We start from the raw sequence: 17,261 nt of genomic DNA on the forward strand, positions 1-17,261 counted from the left end.
TTCCCGTTCTACGCGAATAATGCGCGCCACTTGGCTACATAGCTCAGTTGGTTAGAGCATAGCATTCATAATGCTGGGGTCCGGGGTTCAAGTCCCTGTGTAGCCACCAAGTACCGATCCATAGATGTCTACAGCAGTCTATGAATCACCTCAAGAAGCCCGCCTAGTGCGGGCTTTCTTGTGTCTGGCCGTTTACCTCTGCCTATCCCCCCCCCGCACCATCGCTGCCCACGGGTATGCCGGACATCTATACCTGTCCTTTTTAACCAAACGGTTGTCCATTCGAGCCAAGCACACTTCATCTCCCCTAGATAATGTTCACTCCACGCCGTGTCCCTAAAAACACAAATGACGAGGTGTCTCATGCATCTACGAGAACAGCAGCGACTATCCGATTCATCCTGGTTTTTACACAGATGGGACATGGCACCCGAAGAGTTTGCCACTTACCTGCTGCAACTCGGGACCTTGGTGCTGCAACGCCGATGGAATGGGAGCAATCGTAAAACACCAACGTCCACGGCGATCTAGAACAGCGAACCGTCCGGTCAAGACAGAAATAAAGGAACCCCAGTCACGGACCATATCTCCCCCCATGGCCGCAGGACCAGTTCCGATGTCAGCATTCTGCGTCGGCTGCAAGCACGGTTTTCCTAAGCCGTTGTCCGTCTAGACCAAACGATTGTCCTTGCCAGCAAAGCGTGCGCTCGACAGCAGCTCTAATTTTGTATTCGTCCCACGTTCTCGCGCCCTTTATCAACCGTGCGGAACACGACATTGAGCGAATCAGATCGTCCCCAGCCGAAACGGAGAAACCGCATCATGACCGACCAGCAACCATCCGTGGAACAACAGCCCTCCCTCTATACGCGTCTTGGGGGCTACGACGTCATTTATCAGTTCGCAGGTGCAGTTTTGAGGAAGACCATGGGACATCCCGCTATCGGCCATATCTGGGCCCACATGTCCGAATCAACATTCCAGAAGGAACACATCAACTTTGTCGATTTCCTTTCTGAACACTGGGGTGGCAGCGCCAAATACCGGGGCAGGGACATGGTCACCGCGCATCGCGGAATGGGTCTTACCGAGGTGCACTGGCAAGCCGTGCTCGATTGTCTTGAGGAATGCTACAACGACTACGATCTGGCACCGGACCTGCGCAAAGAGGTCAATGACTTTCTGATCAAGTTTAAACCCGCCGTGATTGGTAGCCCCTCCTACCGCGACGTAGTACTCGCACACCCCGAAATGGACCCCGCCAAGGGAATGAAAAGCGTTGGGGTAATTTGGCCGAAACGAGGAAAGTAACCTGTGAAAAAGCTGGCGCCGGATACGGGTATTGCTGCACTCGTCGAGTAATGCAGGGAGCGATTTCACCAACTTCAGAGGGGGCAAAGACATGAGTCATACGCACGAACATCATCACGATCACGACCACACTGAGCCACCGGAGACCATAGCGCTACGCGTCAAAGCGCTCGAGTCCCTGCTGACGGAAAAGGGCCTGGTCGATCCCGTAGCCATGGATGCTTTGGTGGACACCTACCAACACAAGGTCGGCCCGAGAAACGGCGCCCAGGTCATAGCGAAAGCCTGGTTCGACCCTCTGTACAAACACAGGCTGCTGGAAGATGGCACTGCAGCCATCGCCGAGTTGGGCTTTTCTGGTGTTCAGGGTGAAGACATGGTGGTCGTGGAGAACAGCCAGACCGTGCACAACGTGACGGTATGCACACTGTGCTCCTGCTACCCGTGGCCGACCCTGGGCCTGCCACCGGTCTGGTACAAATCCGCACCTTATCGCTCGAGGATAGTCATTGACCCGCGCGGCGTGCTGGCGGAGTTCGGTCTGACGATTCCTGATGACAAGGAAGTTCGCGTCTGGGACAGCAGCGCTGAGTTGCGCTATCTGGTATTGCCGGAACGTCCGGCGGGTACTGATGGCTGGAACGAGGAACAACTGGTCGAACTCGTGACTCGCGACGCCATGATCGGTACCGGACTGCCTAAGAATCCGGATCAAGTAGCCTGAACCTGAAAAGGAGAAAACCCATGAATGGTATACACGACCTGGGCGGCATGCATGGTTTCGGCCCAGTGCTCACGGAAGAGCACGAACCCATCTTCCATCATGATTGGGAGCGCAGGGTTTTTCCGCTCTTCGCCTCGCTCTTCGTCGGCGGGTACTTCAACGTCGACGAATTCCGCCACGCCATCGAACGCATGAAGCCGGCCGAATACCTGCAGTCGAGCTACTACGAGCACTGGCTGCACGCCTTCGAGACCCTGCTGACAGAAAAGGGCGTCATCAGCGCTGCCGAACTGCAGGGTACGGCCAAACCAACCCCACCGACACAGCCCGTCACGGTGTTAACTCCGGACATCGTCGACGCCGTCGTGCTCGGCGGCGCCTCGTCGCGGGCAAAAGAAGATGTCCCCGGCCAATTCCGAGTCGGTGACCGGGTGCGGACGAAGTGCCTCAACCCAACCAATCACACCCGGCTGCCACGCTACGCGCGCGGTAAGGTCGGCACAATCGTGATCGCGCATGGCGCGTTCGCTACCCCGGACACGATGGCCCATGGTTTGGGCGAACAGCCGCAGCAGGTCTATGCCGTACGCTTCAGTGCCGAGGAATTGTGGGGAGTACGGCGACCGGACAGTGTGTGCATCGACCTATGGGACAACTACCTGGAGGCCGTATGAACACGAGCATGCACCACGACTACAAGGCCGTCGGCCTCCCTCTCGACGATGAAGGCCCGGTGTTCGACAAGCCTTGGCAGGCTCAGGCTTTTTCCCTGCTGGTGCACTTGCACCAAGCCGGCGTGTTCCCCTGGAAGGACTGGGTGCAGGTATTCAGCGAAGAGATCAAGGCTGCCCCGGCGCAACCCGGAGAAAGCGTCAATGACGCCTATTACCGGCAATGGATCACGGCCATGGAAAGAATGGTCACCACCCTCGGCCTGACCGGGATGGAGGACATCGTCCAACGGGGCGAGGAATGGAGGCAGGCCTACCTGAATACTCCCCATGGACAACCCGTGGTTTTGCTCAATGCAAGTTGTCCACCGGCCCACGGGCACACCGGTGAGCATCTGCCGCATCGCGAGCCCGTGGCGATCAGCCGAGCCTCTCACTGAGGGCGGAGCAGTTTCTTGTTGTCCTTTTTTACCTAGCAAGCCGCAGAGGCGGCCAAGGAGTCATCGTCATGCATATCGAACCTGGCCTCGTGGAAGCCGGAAAACTCTGGCTGAGCTATGTTACCGCCGCAACCGTCGGCACCTACACCGTCAAACTCGTTGCGGACGCCATTGGCGAACGCGGTGCCGTCTCGCTGGTAGTTCGCGCCGCCGCCGCCACGGCGCTGGTGTTTGGCTTCTTTGAACTGCTACCGCATCATCCGGTTGGCGTCTCGGAGGTGCATCTCATACTCGGCTCGACGCTGTTCCTGTTGTTCGGTGCAGCACCTGCCGCAGTAGGTCTCGCTTTGGGGCTGTTAATCCAGGGTCTGTTCTTCGCCCCATTCGACCTGCCGCAGTACGGCATGAATGTCACCACCCTTTTGGTACCGTTGTTGGCAGTTGCTGCCCTGGCGCGGCGTATCATCGCGCCAAACACGCCCTATGTTGATCTGGGCTATCGCCAGGCACTGGGCCTGTCGACGGCCTTCCAGTCAGGCATCGTCGCCTGGGTTGCCTTCTGGGCCTTCTACGGGAAGGGCTTCACGGCAGAGAACGCACTGTCGGTCCTGACCTTCGGCAGTGCCTACATGACCGTCGTCATCCTCGAACCGCTGTTGGACCTGGCCGTGCTGGCCGGTGCCAAGGCAACGCATTGCCTGCGTAACAGCCGGCTGGTCGAGCGCCGTCTGTATCAGGCCGCCTGAGTCGACAGACGCCAGTCCAAGCCAGAGTGTCCCCGGGCATTCGAAGACCGCAATGCTCGGGGCATCAAGAGCGAGAACGACCTCAACACCTCATGAGCAAAACCGGAGGTAGTTGATGTTTTTCAGAAATAGCCCCCGCAAGTCAATCCGGGGAGTACCGCTGGCTCCATATTCATGGCGAAACGCGCCGTGATGAACGGGGACTACCAACAGATGACCGCGGGTCACCCTGCGCCGCATCCCATCCCATCCCATCCCGGCACCTCGCACCTTGATCGCCTTTGTAGTTCCTGAACCTTGTCTTCACCTGATCAGAAGATCCTGGACCGATCCACAACTGTTCGTTCCTGGTTTGGCTTCACCTTCGACGCTGGCTGCGAGTCCGCGTGGGGAGATCCCGAACCGCTGCTTGAACAACCGGGAGAAATGCGAGGCATCGTTAAATCCCCAGCGCAGCGCTACGGCGAGCACGCCAGGATGGCCGGAACTGCAGAGATCGCGCGCGCTGTGCCGCAAGCGCAGCTCCCGGATCAGGCCACTGACGGAAAATGGCTCTTCCTCGAACAGGCCATAGAGTGTCCGGCGCGAGACCTTGAATCGCGCCGCAAGCAGGTCCGGCCCGAGCCCGGGTTCAGATAAATGATCGGCTATATAGGTTTCGACCGCCTGGCGGAAGGCTGTCCGCACCGGCACCCGGTCCTGTTCCTGCGCCTCCAGCGTGGCGCCCAGCGCGACGGCGATGACACCGTTGAGCGCGGCGCTGAGCCCGTGCTGCGCCTGTAGGCCGACGCTGGCGTCCATCTGTTCAAGTGAGCGAGCGAAGCGAGCCGCGACCAATCCAAGTCCCGCTTGTCCACTGACGCAGCGCGCTGTCGCCTGGCGCGGTGCCGCGAGCCTGGACACCAGTTGCTCCCTGGGTATACGGAATGACAGCACGCGCCAATCTTCCCTGAAATCGAGAAAGTAGGGACGCGTGGAGTCCACGACGGAGAAGTCACCGGGCAACACCAGTGTCTCCTGCCCATCCTGACGTACCACGCATGACCCTTCCAACTGGAAGTTCGCGAAGCAGAACTCGACCGGGTTGCGGCGGATTTCATCCCAGCGTCGTTGGACGAACTGCGCCCGGGAAAACACGCGGGTCTGCGCGCTCATGGAGAGGGGCCGGGAGCTCACCTCGCCCGTGAAGTCCAATCCTGCAGGCTCTTGCTTGAGGATGGGATTGAGCGAAACGAAGGCTTCGCAGAGGACCTCACGCCAGTAGCTGAATCTTTCGCGCTGCACGCACGCCTCGGTAGTCCAGATTTGCATCCTGCGGTCACCCCTCAGTGGCGCAAAAGACAATCATCGCGAGCGCAAGCCAGCGACTGACTTCTGAGCCAATGTCACGGTATGGCGGGCCGCTCAGACGTGTCATTTGGTCCTCCTGTTGCACAGATCGTCAACTGGTCTTGCACGCAAAGGCAAGTCGTCGGTTGATGGGCTTGCAGGCACCCTGGCACGGCATTTTCGTTTGTGCCTGCGCTGTGCACGGCGGGAATGCGAATGCGTCATGCCGGTGCAGTTTTCGCCGGATAAACAGGCGCAGGACTGACCCCATGTGACCTGCGGTAGAAAGACGCAAAGTCCGCGCCAGAACCAAGGGGGCATTCACCCGCTACAGGCTCTTTCTGCAGAGGGCACAACCTCAGTCGGGAAAGCCCTGCGCCCTTGCGCAAATCGTCAATTGGGCTTGCACGCTCCAGCGAGACCGAGGCAGTCCGGCTGCCTACGATGGGTTGTCCGTTACCTAACCCACCGCAAGAAAGGTCGCTTCCCATGGCTATCGATTTCCAGCTCACCGAATCACAGAAGGCTTTACAGGCAAGCGCGCGCACCTTCGCCGCCGAAGTCCTCAGCAAGGTCGCCCCCACCATCGCCCCAATCGCGCGACCGGAAGACCGGTTCTACGCCACGCGGCCGTTCTACGATGCAATGATCGACGCCGGCTTCATCAAGGCGTTGCTGCCCGCCTCGTTCGGCGGCAGCGCCCTGACCACGCTGGATTTTGCCTTGGCTGCCGAAGAACTCGCCGCCGCCGACGTCAACTTGCCTTCGGCCTTGCTGGGCACCGGCCTGGGTTTGCACGCGGTGCTGCACCACGGCACCGAGGAGCAGAAGCGCCGCTTCCTGCCGGACTTCGTCGAAGATGGCTCGCGCCTGGCCGCCCAGGCCTTCACTGAGGTCACCGGCGGCGCTAACTACGACAGTCCCGACCCCTCCGCCGGCGTGCAGACATTCGCCCGCCTCGAAGGCGACGAATGGGTCATCAACGGCGCAAAGCACTACACCACCAACGGTACCGGTTGGGACGGCAAGGGCGCGCACCTGTACAGCGTCATATGCCGTACCGATGCGGCCCTGCCGCCGCAGCAATCGCTGGCGGTCATCATGGTGCCCGGCAGCGCCCAGGGCATCGAGATCGCGGGCTTTCTCGATACCGTCGGCCATCGCGCGACGATCTCGCCGCGCATCCATTTCAACAATGTGCGCGTGCCGGCGGCCAATATTGTGGGCAAGCCGGGCGATGGCATTGCCATGGTGGAAGATGCCTTCTCCTGGACTGCGGCGCTCATCGGCGCGGCCTGCGTAGGTGTGATGCGCGCGGCCTTCGACGTCGCCTTGAAGTTTGCCCGCACCGACAAGCGCTCCGGCACGGTGCCTGTGATTGAGCACCAGAACGTTGGCTTCATGCTGGCCGATATCAAGATGCGCATCGAGGCCGCGCGCTACCTGACCTGGAAAGCCTGTCACCAGCTCGATATCACCCAGGGACGCAGCCGCGAACTGGCCATCATCACCAAGGTTCACTGTTCGGAACTGTGCGTTCAGGCCGTCTACGATGCCATGCGCGTTGTCGGTGTCGATGCCTACACCGACCTCTACCCGTTGGCCGGTCTGATGCAGGACGCGCTGTGTTTTCCCCTGTACGACGGCGGCAACATGGGGGTCCGTCGCCGGCAACTCCATGCGCTGCTGCGCTCGCCGGCCTACGACGCCATGGCCGGCGCAGAGGCACGCAGTTGAAGCGGCCCCCGTGCCACGAGGCGTAAGCGCCGAGCAGCTGTCCTTCCCAGCACAACGAATGACCGCCCCAACAAAGCGACTTGGGGCGCGTCCCCCCTATCTTTGTCATGCGCACTGCCGCGTTGTCCTGTGTCGCCGCACTTCGCCGGCCGATCAATGACAGATGACTACTCGAGAGAGGACTTCCGTAATGACCCAAGCATTCTCCAGCGTCGCCCGCAGGACCGGCCACGTGTCAAAGGCCGGTACCCACTCGCCCCTGAGCAGCATGAACAAGGTATTGGCCTTGGCCTGTCTACCGATGGTCACGATGGTGCCAATGACCGCGCGCGCCATCGATGTGGACATCGGTGATTTCGTCCCGGCGCCGGAGGGTACGACGGCGGGGTTGCTGTACCTGCAGCATGCCGAGCGCAACAAACTCTATGCCCAGGGACGGCAGACGGCGCGGGATCCTCGGCTGGTCTCGGATGTCGGTATCGGGAGGCTGGTGCACTACACCACGATTGGCGGGCTGACGGTAGGCCCCCAGATCCTGGTACCGTTTGGCCGGCTGGATGCCGGGCGCGACACGAGTGCACTGGGCAAGACCAGCGGGGTAGGTGACGTTATCCTGGCCGCACCAGTCTGGTTGATCAACGACGCAGCGTCTCGCACTTATCTAGCCATAGCGCCCTATCTGTACCTTCCAACGGGTAGCTATAGCCACGACCGCCCGCTCAATCTGGGGGAAAACCGCTGGAAGTTTGATTTACAGGTAGGTTTCGTCAAAGGGCTGACCGACAATTGGTATGTCGACTTGACCGGCGACGTCATGTTCCACGGCAAGAACGACAACTACGGCGCTGCCGGCGACACGCTCAAGCAGAAACAGCTCTACCAGGGGCAGGGATATTTGCGTTACCAGTTCACGCCCGGAGCCAACGCTTTCGTCGGCCTGTCACAGACCTGGGGCGGTGAGACCCGAGTCAATGGCGTTGACAGCGACGACGAAGCTCGGCAACGAAAAATCAGCGTGGGTGGCAGTTACTTCATCCGCCCGAAGACGCAACTGCTGGTGGCGCTCGGGCGCGACCTTGAGGTGGAAAATGGCTTCAAGGAAAGCGCCCGCATCAACGTTCGACTGTTGCAGGTGTTCTGAGCAAAAATCTCATTCAGGGCTACTCGATAACGCCTGGCGTTGAAACAACGCCGGGCATGAGGTGGTCAGGTGTAATCGAACAGCAGTTGCCCTCACTTGACGCGTAACCCAGTACTGATAACGGCTTACCGAAAGGTAGACCGTTTTTTTATGCCTTGAAGAAAGTGCCTGGGGCATACTCGCAGCCCCCCTCCTGGATACAGAACTTAGCCAATAGGACGTCCCTTCATGAGCCTTGATGTGTTCGCAATCATCATGCTGGGCGCTGCGTTGCACGCCACTTGGAATGCCGTGGTCAAGGGCGGTGACAACAAGCTCCTGACCACCTGCATGATCGCGTCCATTGCATCGCTGATCGCAGCGACGGTCATTCCGTTTCTGGAGCTGCCGGCCAAGGAAAGCTGGCCCTTCATCGGTGCGTCGGTGATTTTGCAGGTGGTGTATTTCGTGCTGGTCGCCTCGACTTACCGCATTGCCGACATGAGCCAGACCTACCCGATCATGCGCGGCACCGCGCCGTTGCTGGTGGCGACAGCGAGCGTAGGGCTGTTGTCCGAATCCTTGTCCTCATTTGCCTGGCTCGGCATTGCCATCATCTGCATCGGCATTCTGAGCATGGCTGCCGCCCCCAGCATCGGTCAGAAAAAAGGGATGCTCCTGGCGCTGGTCAACGCGGCGGTCATCGCCGGCTACACCCTTATCGACGGTGTGGGTGTGCGCAAATCCGGCGCCCCGGCGGCCTATACGCTGTGGATATTCCTGCTCACCGGCCTTGCGCTTGCCGTCTGGGCATTTGCCGTCAGGCGGCGCGAATTCTGCCGCTATCTGGCGCGCCACTGGCGCCCAGGTGTTATCGGTGGCTTCGGCACCGTCGTGTCCTACGGCCTGGCACTTTGGGCAATGACGGCGGCACCGATCGCCACGGTTTCGGCGCTCAGGGAGACGTCGATCCTGTTTGGCGTGGTGATCTCGGCACTGGTGCTCAAAGAGCAACTGACCCGCCGCCGCATCATGGCTGCGTGCATCATTGCCGGCGGGGCGATGGTGTTGCGACTGGGCTGACGCGCCGGTCGAACCTATGACATGCCCGGCAGGACTGCTCTCCAAACAAATCACCCGCCACCCTATCAAATGAGACCACTTCTCATTAGTATGCCTGCTATTCGCGCAACGCCGCATCAGGGTATCGGGGCCATGGAGACAGGGACGCCAGGGGATCAGGAAAAACTCAGCGCCGTTTTTATCGGGCAGCGCAGTGCGTTAATCCGTATGCTGTCGCGCGTCGTCGGCTGTTCGAGCCAGGCGGAGGACCTGGCCCAGGAAACCTACCTGAAGGTGGCGAAAGCGCTGTACGCTCGCCCTATCGAACACTTGAAGCCGTTTCTTTATCAAACTGCGCAATACCTGGCTTTTGATCATCTGCGCAGTGTGCGCAGTAAAAGGCGCTATGAGTGCCAGCTGGCCGAAAGCCTGGTTGTCGAGGTGCCCACCACGGCACCCGGTCCGGAGAGCCAGGCCCAGGGCCAACAACAACTGCTGCAGTTTCAACAGGTGCTCGCTACCTTGCCCAAACGCCAGCAACAAATCCTGGTATTGCATCGATTGCATGACCTGTCCCAAAGCGAGATCGCCCAACGCCTGCAGGTGTCGTTGAGCACGGTGGAAAAAGATCTGCGCCAAGCCCTCATTGCCTGCGTCAAGCAAACGACCGACCATGATTGATCGCACCGACACCCCCGATGCCATACGTAAGCAGGCGACCGACTGGTTCACCCAGCGCGATGAGACGGTGCGCAACCCCATCACCCGCCAGCGCTTTGAGCAGTGGCGCGATGCGGATCCCCGGCACGCCACGGCGTATGCGGAACTGGCCGCGATGTGGGAAAGCCGCGCCTTCGAGCAAGCCTTGAAAAACCTCGCCGGCGACCTGGAATTGCCCCCTGCCCCGCAAGCCGCCACGCACCGCAAGACACGCTTTATGGCTGCCGCCGCTGCCGTATTGATCACGCTGGGCATCGGTTGGATGACCGATGTGCCGATGCGCCTGCAGGCTGACCACATGACCGATGTTGCGCAGTTGGAACGCGTTGACCTGGAGGACGGCTCGCACATCGTGCTGGGCAGCCACAGCGCAATCAGCATCGCCTTCGACGGCGCCCATCGCCGCATCAAGCTGCTGCGCGGCGAGCTCTACGTCGAAGCCGCACACGACTCAGAGCGCCCTCTTAGCATCGAAACCGCCGAGGCCAGCGTGACCGTAGTCGGCACGCAATTCAGCGTCAGCCAGCGCGACGCGGGCGTCACCGTCGCCGTGCGACAAGGCCGCGTGCGCTTCGCCAACCGCAAGGGCGAACAGAGCGTGTTGCAGGCGGGCAACTGGCAACAGTTGCTGGGTGGGCACCTGCAACCGCTGTCCCTGGAAGGTGGCGAACAGCAGATGGCCTGGATCAACGGACGGCTGTCGTTCCAGAACGCGCCGCTGGCACAGGTGTTGTCAGAGATCCGTCGCTATTATCCCTCACCGATCCTGCTATTGAACGATACCGCTGCCGGTGAGCGGGTCAGCGGCAATTACCAATTGGATGACCCCCAGGCGATCGTGCAGGCGTTGAGTAGAGTCACTTCCACCCACATCCAGCGCCTGCCGGGTGGCATCCTGATTATTCGCTGATACAGAGCCCCTGACCCCGTCGCAAAAAGTTTTACGGCTTTCGAAGCTTCAACCCGTCAAGAACTTTGCCTTTGCAAATCATTCCTATTTCTTACGGGGCTCACATGCACTTTCCAGCACTCAATCCGACCCACGCCCGTAGCATTCTTGCGCTTGCCGTCTGCCTGGCGTGCAGCACTGCGGTTGCCGTGGAACCGGCGGGCAAGCCGGCCATTCGTGAAGCAGCAGATACCCGCAGCTTTGCCATCGCGCGTCAGTCGCTGGTCAATGCCCTGGATCAATTGAGTGTGCAGAGCGGGCTGCAAATTGCCTATGCGGCGGACTTGGCCCAAGGCGTCGAGTCGCCTGGCGTCAGCGGCCGCATGACCGCCCTGGAGGCGCTGGCCCAGTTACTCAAAGGCACGCCCCTGAGCTTCGAGCTCAATGGTCCCAACGCGGTCATACTGACCCGCACCGAACAACCCGGCGCGGCCCTGCAACTGGGCACCACCACCGTGATCAGCAACCAGTTGGGCACCGTCACCGAAGGCACCGGCTCCTACACCCCGGGCACCATCGCCACGGCCACGCGCCTGGTGCTGACCCCACGTGAAACGCCGCAGTCCATCAGTGTCGTCACCCGCCAGCACATGGATGACTTCGCCCTCGACAGTGTCGACGACGTGATGCGCCATACCCCTGGCATTACCGTGTCGGCCTACGACACCGACCGCAGCAATTACTACTCGCGCGGTTTTTCGATCAACAATTTCCAGTACGACGGTATTCCCTCGGCCGTGCGCAACGTGGCCTATTCGGCGGGCAACACCCTGAGCGACATGGCGATCTATGACCGGGTCGAAGTGCTCAAGGGCGCCTCCGGCCTGCTCAGCGGCGCCGGCTCCCTGGGCGGCACCATCAACCTGGTGCGCAAGAAGCCTACGGCGGAATTTCTCGGCCACATCACCACGGCGGCGGGCACCTGGGATCACTACCGCACGGAAGTGGACGTCAGCGGCCCGCTGACCGAAACCGGCAATGTGCGTGGGCGTGCCGTGGCGGCCTATCAGGACAACAAGTCGTGGATCGACCGCTACTCGAACAAAAGCTCGGTGTTCTACGGCATTCTCGAATTCGACCTGTCACCCGACACCTTGCTCACCGTGGGCGCCGATTATCAGGACAGCAAACCCAAAGGTTCCACCTGGTCCGGCAGTTTCCCGCTGTTCAACCATGCCGGCGAGTTGAACAATGCCAAGCGCTCCTTCAGCAATGCCACTGACTGGAGCAGTTGGCAGCAATACACCCGCACGGTGTTCGCTAACCTGGAGCACGACCTCGGCGACGGCTGGGTGACCAAACTGCAACTGGACCACAAGCTCAACGGCTACGACGCCCAGATGGGTGCGATCCAGTTCTACCAGCCGGCGGCGGACGGCACTGCCAATATCAACGCCCAGCGCTACAAGGGCGAAACCACCAGCGACTCGGCCGACCTGTATATCAGCGGCCCGTTCAATTTCCTCGGACGTGAACATGACCTGGTGATCGGAGGATCCATCAGTACCGCCCACTGGAAGGGCAAGGGCTATTGGGACGAAACCTTCCCCACCGCCAACCTGGTCGACTACGTCAACTGGCATGGCAACCTGGCCAAGCCCGACTGGGGCGTGGCCTCCCAAGTCACCGACGACACCATTCGCCAGACCGGCATGTACCTCACCACCCGCTGGAACCTCACCAACGACCTGAAACTGTTGCTAGGCGGGCGCGTGGTCGACTACACCCTGACCGGCAGCACCGATACCTACCGTGAAACCGGACGCTTTATTCCCTATGCCGGAGCCATCTATGACCTCACGGACAACCTGTCGGCCTATGTCAGCTACACCGATGTCTTCATGCCCCAGGAAAGCTACAACCTCGACCGTAACCGCAAGTTGATTGACCCGGACGAAGGCGAGAACTATGAAGTGGGCCTCAAGGGTGAGTTCCTCGACGGACGCCTGAACGCCAGCCTGGCGTACTTCGAGGTGAAGGAAAGCAACCGCTCCCTGCCCGACGATGCGTACAACAACCAGACCCCGACACCGCCCAACTTTGCCTTCAAGGGCACCGACGCGACGACCAAGGGCTACGAACTGGAACTGTCCGGCGAAATCGCTCCAGGCTGGCAGTTGCAGGGTGGCTACACCCACAAGGTGGTACGCGACGACGCCGGCAAAAAAATCTCGACCTTCGAGCCCGAGGATCAAGTGAGCATGTTCACGATCTACAAGCTCAAGGGCGAGCTGGACAAAGTCAGCGTCGGCGGTGGCCTGCGCTGGCAGAACACGGTGTGGCAGGACATCTACAACAGCCCCAAAGACACCACCGAGAAATTTTCCCAGGAGTCCTACTGGGTGGTGGACCTGATGACGCGCTACCAATTCACGAAAAACCTGTCGACCACGCTGAACCTCAATAACGTGTTCGATAAGCCGTATTACACCAACGTGGGCTTCTACAACTCCGCCATCTACGGCGCACCGCGTCACTTCATGCTGACCACGCGCTGGGACTTCTGATTGCCTGAGCCACACGGCCTATCCCGAGGGTAGGCCGCTTTTGACGCACTCCCTTACCACTGTTAGTGTCCAGCCTCCCCCCACGCACGGAGTGCTTCACGGTGAAACTGGACATCTACCAAGTCGACGCCTTCAGCCAACATGCCTTCGGCGGCAACCCTGCCGCGGTGTGCCCGCTCACCGAGTGGCTGCCCGATGAGCAACTGCAGCATATCGCCGCCGAAAACAACCTCTCCGAAACCGCCTACTTCGTGCCCCGCGATGGCTTCTATGAGTTGCGCTGGTTTACCCCGCAAGTCGAAGTCGACCTGTGCGGCCATGCCACGCTGGCGACAGCGTGGGTATTGATTCACGCGCTGGCGGATGCACCCCAGGTGCTGCGCTTTGCCACCCGCAGCGGCGAGCTACGGGTGACGCGCAAGGGTGATGAGCTGGCGATGGATTTCCCCGCCCGGCAACCACAGCGCTGCGAACCGCCCGCTGGAATGTTGAGTGCCCTGGGGATCGAGAGCGCCGACGTGTTCGGCACCGATGACTACATCGTGCTGGTGGACGACGAAGCCCAGGTCGCCGCGCTGACGCCTGACTTTTCGCGGCTCAAGGGCCTGCCCAAGCGCGGGATTGCAGTCACCGCCAAGAGCACACGGTTTGATTTCATTTCGCGCTGGTTCGGGCCGAATGTGGGGATCGATGAAGACCCGGTCACCGGCTCGGCACACACCTCGCTGGCACCGTTCTGGGCCGAGCGCCTGGGCAAGTCGCACTTGACGGCCGAGCAAGGGGGCCAGCGCAAGGGCCAGTTGCACTGCGAGCTGCAGGGCGACCGCGTGATTATTTCCGGCAAGGCAGTGTTGTACATGCAAGGCACGATTTACCTGTAAACCGCAGCGCCCCAAGGACAACAGATCATTCGCACAATGAACGGAGTTCAGCACGTGTTTTCGATTTCCCGCCGCCAACTGTCACTCATGGCCGCAGCCCTGACCCTAGCTGCCTGCCACACCCCGGTCAACGACCAGCCACCGGCACCGGAGTTGGGCTCGGGCTATCGCACCGACCTCAGCACCCGCCATGCCGAGCGCCATATGGCCGCCGCCGCCAACCCGCTGGCGGCCGAGGCCGGACGCGAGATGTTGCGCCAGGGCGGCTCGGCCATTGACGCCGCCATTGCGATGCAGGCGGTGTTGACCCTGGTGGAACCACAATCCTCCGGCATTGGCGGCGGTGCGTTCATCATGCTGTGGGATGGGAAAAACGTGCACGCCTATGACGGCCGGGAAACGGCTCCGGCCGGGGCGACCGAGCGGTTGTTCCTGAACGCCGACGGCACGCCGATGGCCTTCACCGACGCGCAGATCGGCGGGCGCTCGGTGGGCACGCCAGGGGTGCTGCGGGCCCTGGAAATGGCCCATAGGAAGACCGGCCGCCTGCAATGGGCCCAGTTGTTCGAGCCGGCGATTCGCTTGTCGGAGCAGGGCTTCGCAATTTCACCGCGTTTGCACAGCCTGATCGCCGCTGACCGCTTTATCCAGCAATCGCCGGAGATGGCGGCCTACTTTCTGAATGCCGACGGCACGCCAAAAGCCGCCGGTACACGGCTGAAAAACCCGGCGCTGGCCGCTGTGTTCAAGCGCATCGCCAAGGAAGGACCGGACGCCTTGTACCACGGGCCGATTGCCGATGAGATTGCGCGCAAGGTGCAGGGCAACCGTAATGCCGGCAGCCTGAATCAAGCCGACCTCAAGGGCTACGTCGCCAAGGAACGCGTGCCGCTGTGCACCGATTACAAGCGCTGGAAAGTCTGCGGCATGCCGCCGCCGTCCTCAGGCGGGATTGCGGTTGCGCAGATGCTCGGCACATTGCAGGCCCTGGAAGCCCGCGACCCGCGCCTGGCCATCGCGCCGATGACACCGATAAAAAGCGCTTCGCCTGCCGGGCTTGAGCCCACGCCCGAGGCCGTGCACCTGATCGCCGAAGCCGGTCGCCTGGCCTTTGCCGACCGTGCGCTGTACGTGGCCGATGCGGACTTCACACCGGTGCCGGTGGCCGGCCTCGTGGCCCCGAACTACCTGGCACAGCGTGCCACGCTGATCGGCGAGCGCAGCATGGGCATCGCCAAGCCAGGCCGACCGGCCGGTATTCAAGTCGCGTATGCACCGGACCGTTCGCCGCTGCGCATCTCCACGTCACAAGTCGTCGCCGTAGATGACCTGGGTGGCGCCGTGTCGATGACCACCACGGTGGAAGCCGCGTTCGGTTCCCATGTGATGGTGCAGGGCTTCTTGCTCAATAACCAGATGACCGACTTCTCATTCATCCCCGAAGAAAACGGCCAGCCGGTCGCCAACCGCGTGCAACCCGGCAAACGCCCGCGCTCGGCGATGGCGCCGACCCTGGTGTTCGACCGCGAGAGCGGTGAATTGCTGGCTACGCTCGGTTCGCCGGGCGGCTCGCAAATCATCGAGTACGTGAGCAAATCCCTGGTGGCGCTGCTCGACTGGAACCTCGACCCGCAAGCCGCCATCGGCCTGCCCAATTTCGGCAGCCGCAATGGGGCTACCGAGTTGGAGGCCGGGTTGTTCAGCCCAGGCCTGAAGCAGGTATTGAAGGACAAGGGCCATGAGCTGAGCGAGATCGACATGACCAGCGGCATCCAGGCCATCGTGCTCAAGCGGGACGCCCTGGGCAAGGTGTCGCTCAGCGGCGGCGCCGACCCTCGGCGCGAAGGCGAGGCGCTCGGCGACTGATTTTATTGAACGGAGGTAAGCCCTTGCATCAGGCTGAAAATCTCGCTGCCATCCCTGGCATCGACCACGGTTTCTGTTCGATCGACGACCCACTGCGCCCGGATGAAGTGTTCATCTGCAAGCAAGTGCACAGCGCCTCGGTGATTGAATGGCAGGCGGGCCAGGTGGCCAATACGATCGAGGCCGATGGTGTGTTGACGCACCACACTCACCCGATCGCGGTGATCACCGCCGATTGCCTGCCCATTCTGTTCGCGTCGAAAACCGGCGAATGGGTGGCCGCAGTCCATGGCGGCTGGAAGGGGCTGCAACGCGGGATCATCGCCAACGTCATGCAGCGCTTTGCCGCCGAAGGGATTGCAGCCGACCAGCTGCAAGTAGCTATCGGCCCCTCGATCAAGCCGTGCTGTTATGAAGTGAGCGAAGGCTTTATCGCCGAGTTCCAGAGTGACCAAGGGCACCTGTGGCAACACGCCCAGGCGCCGTGGAGCTACGTGCAACCGGCACCGCTGCGGTCCCCGCAAATCAATCCGCCCCATGCAAGGCAAGCAGGCAGTGCGTGGTTTGACTTGAGCGGGTATGGGTTGTTGCTGCTGCAAGCGGCGGGTGTCAAGCGTGAGCAGATCGACGTGAGCGAGGTGTGCACCTACTGCACGTCGCCGACGTTTGCCAGCTACCGCAGAAGGACGCATCAGCCGGAGGAAGCGAAGACGTTGATTTATTCGTGGATTGCTCGCACAGACTGATAGGAGAAGGCCTACAACACTCTTTCTCAAATCCTCTACATGTCTTCAGAGATTTACGGCAAGGGCGCTACGGAGAATATTCCAGCGCACATCCTGTACAAAATTGCGAAGGAGATGAACCATGCCTCTCACTGATAAACAACTGCAGGAACGTGACGCCAAACGCAATATCGGCGAAGAATTACTGAGCGCTGTTCAGGATGTTAAAGCAGGACGCTACGGCACCGTGCAGCAGATCGAAATCACTCAAGCTGCCGAAGCAAGAAGCAAGACAGGACTGTCGCAACCCAAATTTGCCGAGCTTTTGGGGGTTTCGGTAAGAACCCTTCAAGAGTGGGAACAGGGGCGTCGTTCCCCCTCCGGCGCAGCACGCTCACTGCTGCATATTGCGGCCATAAGACCAGACGTTTTTCGGGAAGTCCTCAGTAACGCCTGATGGCGTTACTGGCCAC

16 protein-coding genes and 1 tRNA gene are annotated in these 17,261 nt (G+C 60.8%); 16 read left to right on the plus strand and 1 reads right to left on the minus strand.

Annotated features, from left to right (window positions below; all coding sequences use genetic code 11):
* Positions 1-32 precede the first annotated feature (32 nt).
* The 6 genes from AC07OP_RS05920 to AC07OP_RS05945 all read left to right on the plus strand — a co-directional run bounded on the left by AC07OP_RS05920 (position 33) and on the right by AC07OP_RS05945 (position 3,892).
* Positions 33-109: transfer RNA gene (locus AC07OP_RS05920), tRNA-Met, on the plus strand.
* Between the two features lie 713 nt (positions 110-822).
* Entirely contained in the window at positions 823-1,311 is a 489-nt protein-coding gene (locus AC07OP_RS05925; RefSeq protein ID WP_495101070.1) for a group I truncated hemoglobin, read from the plus strand.
* 91 nt (positions 1,312-1,402) lie between these two features.
* Entirely contained in the window at positions 1,403-2,035 is a 633-nt protein-coding gene (gene nthA / locus AC07OP_RS05930) for a nitrile hydratase subunit alpha (RefSeq protein ID WP_115486706.1), read from the plus strand.
* 20 nt (positions 2,036-2,055) lie between these two features.
* Positions 2,056-2,709, plus strand: coding sequence for a nitrile hydratase subunit beta (gene nthB / locus AC07OP_RS05935; protein WP_065924014.1), 654 nt, complete (start codon positions 2,056-2,058; stop codon positions 2,707-2,709).
* Complete coding sequence (locus AC07OP_RS05940; protein WP_146478128.1) at positions 2,706-3,146, plus strand: nitrile hydratase accessory protein; 441 nt, start codon at positions 2,706-2,708, stop codon at positions 3,144-3,146. The genes nthB and AC07OP_RS05940 overlap by 4 nt, the downstream gene beginning before the upstream one ends.
* A 68-nt stretch (positions 3,147-3,214) precedes the next feature.
* Positions 3,215-3,892, plus strand: coding sequence for an energy-coupling factor ABC transporter permease (locus AC07OP_RS05945; protein WP_495101069.1), 678 nt, complete (start codon positions 3,215-3,217; stop codon positions 3,890-3,892).
* Positions 3,893-4,195: 303 nt separating this feature from the next.
* Here the strand turns inward: AC07OP_RS05945 and AC07OP_RS05950 are convergent, their stop codons facing one another.
* Complete coding sequence (locus AC07OP_RS05950; RefSeq protein WP_495101068.1) at positions 4,196-5,203, minus strand: helix-turn-helix domain-containing protein; 1,008 nt, start codon at positions 5,201-5,203, stop codon at positions 4,196-4,198.
* Between the two features lie 507 nt (positions 5,204-5,710).
* On the opposite strand from AC07OP_RS05950, the gene AC07OP_RS05955 reads away from it, so the two are divergent.
* The 10 genes from AC07OP_RS05955 to AC07OP_RS06000 all read left to right on the plus strand — a co-directional run bounded on the left by AC07OP_RS05955 (position 5,711) and on the right by AC07OP_RS06000 (position 17,245).
* Entirely contained in the window at positions 5,711-6,958 is a 1,248-nt protein-coding gene (locus AC07OP_RS05955; RefSeq protein ID WP_495101067.1) for an acyl-CoA dehydrogenase family protein, read from the plus strand.
* Positions 6,959-7,148: 190 nt separating this feature from the next.
* Complete coding sequence (locus AC07OP_RS05960) at positions 7,149-8,099, plus strand: transporter (RefSeq protein WP_495101066.1); 951 nt, start codon at positions 7,149-7,151, stop codon at positions 8,097-8,099.
* 228 nt (positions 8,100-8,327) lie between these two features.
* Entirely contained in the window at positions 8,328-9,161 is an 834-nt protein-coding gene (locus tag AC07OP_RS05965; protein WP_495101065.1) for an EamA family transporter, read from the plus strand.
* A 132-nt stretch (positions 9,162-9,293) separates the two neighbouring features.
* Positions 9,294-9,821 (plus strand): RNA polymerase sigma factor, encoded by a 528-nt coding sequence (locus AC07OP_RS05970; protein WP_495101064.1) that lies wholly within the window; start codon positions 9,294-9,296, stop codon positions 9,819-9,821.
* Positions 9,814-10,770 carry a FecR family protein gene (locus AC07OP_RS05975; RefSeq protein ID WP_495101063.1) on the plus strand — a complete coding sequence of 319 codons (957 nt, stop codon included), beginning with the start codon at positions 9,814-9,816 and terminating at the stop codon, positions 10,768-10,770. Before AC07OP_RS05970 ends, AC07OP_RS05975 begins: the two co-directional genes overlap by 8 nt.
* Before the next feature lie 104 nt (positions 10,771-10,874).
* Positions 10,875-13,316, plus strand: a complete 2,442-nt coding sequence (locus AC07OP_RS05980) for a TonB-dependent siderophore receptor (protein ID WP_495101062.1) — start codon at positions 10,875-10,877, stop codon at positions 13,314-13,316.
* A gap of 101 nt (positions 13,317-13,417) precedes the next feature.
* Positions 13,418-14,197, plus strand: a complete 780-nt coding sequence (locus AC07OP_RS05985; protein WP_169899185.1) for a PhzF family phenazine biosynthesis isomerase — start codon at positions 13,418-13,420, stop codon at positions 14,195-14,197.
* Between the two features lie 36 nt (positions 14,198-14,233).
* On the plus strand, positions 14,234-16,063 hold the full coding sequence (gene ggt / locus AC07OP_RS05990; protein ID WP_495101061.1) for a gamma-glutamyltransferase: 1,830 nt from the start codon (positions 14,234-14,236) through the stop codon (positions 16,061-16,063).
* Positions 16,064-16,086: 23 nt separating this feature from the next.
* Positions 16,087-16,809 (plus strand): peptidoglycan editing factor PgeF, encoded by a 723-nt coding sequence (gene pgeF, locus AC07OP_RS05995; RefSeq protein WP_495101060.1) that lies wholly within the window; start codon positions 16,087-16,089, stop codon positions 16,807-16,809.
* A 121-nt stretch (positions 16,810-16,930) separates the two neighbouring features.
* Complete coding sequence (locus AC07OP_RS06000) at positions 16,931-17,245, plus strand: helix-turn-helix domain-containing protein (protein ID WP_495101059.1); 315 nt, start codon at positions 16,931-16,933, stop codon at positions 17,243-17,245.
* Positions 17,246-17,261: the final 16 nt, after the last annotated feature.

This window comes from Pseudomonas sp. GW821-FHT09D08 (assembly GCF_059416305.1).

Coding starts and splice junctions, on each gene's coding strand:
- nthA (WP_115486706.1), top strand. CDS start 1,403: ATGAGTCATACGCACGAACATCATCACGATCACGACCACACTGAGCCA.
- AC07OP_RS05945 (WP_495101069.1), top strand. CDS start 3,215: ATGCATATCGAACCTGGCCTCGTGGAAGCCGGAAAACTCTGGCTGAGC.
- AC07OP_RS05940 (WP_146478128.1), top strand. CDS start 2,706: ATGAACACGAGCATGCACCACGACTACAAGGCCGTCGGCCTCCCTCTC.
- AC07OP_RS05980 (WP_495101062.1), top strand. CDS start 10,875: ATGCACTTTCCAGCACTCAATCCGACCCACGCCCGTAGCATTCTTGCG.
- AC07OP_RS05975 (WP_495101063.1), top strand. CDS start 9,814: ATGATTGATCGCACCGACACCCCCGATGCCATACGTAAGCAGGCGACC.
- AC07OP_RS05970 (WP_495101064.1), top strand. CDS start 9,294: ATGGAGACAGGGACGCCAGGGGATCAGGAAAAACTCAGCGCCGTTTTT.
- ggt (WP_495101061.1), top strand. CDS start 14,234: ATGAACGGAGTTCAGCACGTGTTTTCGATTTCCCGCCGCCAACTGTCA.
- AC07OP_RS05960 (WP_495101066.1), top strand. CDS start 7,149: ATGACCCAAGCATTCTCCAGCGTCGCCCGCAGGACCGGCCACGTGTCA.
- AC07OP_RS05955 (WP_495101067.1), top strand. CDS start 5,711: ATGGCTATCGATTTCCAGCTCACCGAATCACAGAAGGCTTTACAGGCA.
- AC07OP_RS06000 (WP_495101059.1), top strand. CDS start 16,931: ATGCCTCTCACTGATAAACAACTGCAGGAACGTGACGCCAAACGCAAT.
- AC07OP_RS05925 (WP_495101070.1), top strand. CDS start 823: ATGACCGACCAGCAACCATCCGTGGAACAACAGCCCTCCCTCTATACG.
- AC07OP_RS05965 (WP_495101065.1), top strand. CDS start 8,328: ATGAGCCTTGATGTGTTCGCAATCATCATGCTGGGCGCTGCGTTGCAC.
- AC07OP_RS05950 (WP_495101068.1), bottom strand. CDS start 5,203: ATGCAAATCTGGACTACCGAGGCGTGCGTGCAGCGCGAAAGATTCAGC.
- nthB (WP_065924014.1), top strand. CDS start 2,056: ATGAATGGTATACACGACCTGGGCGGCATGCATGGTTTCGGCCCAGTG.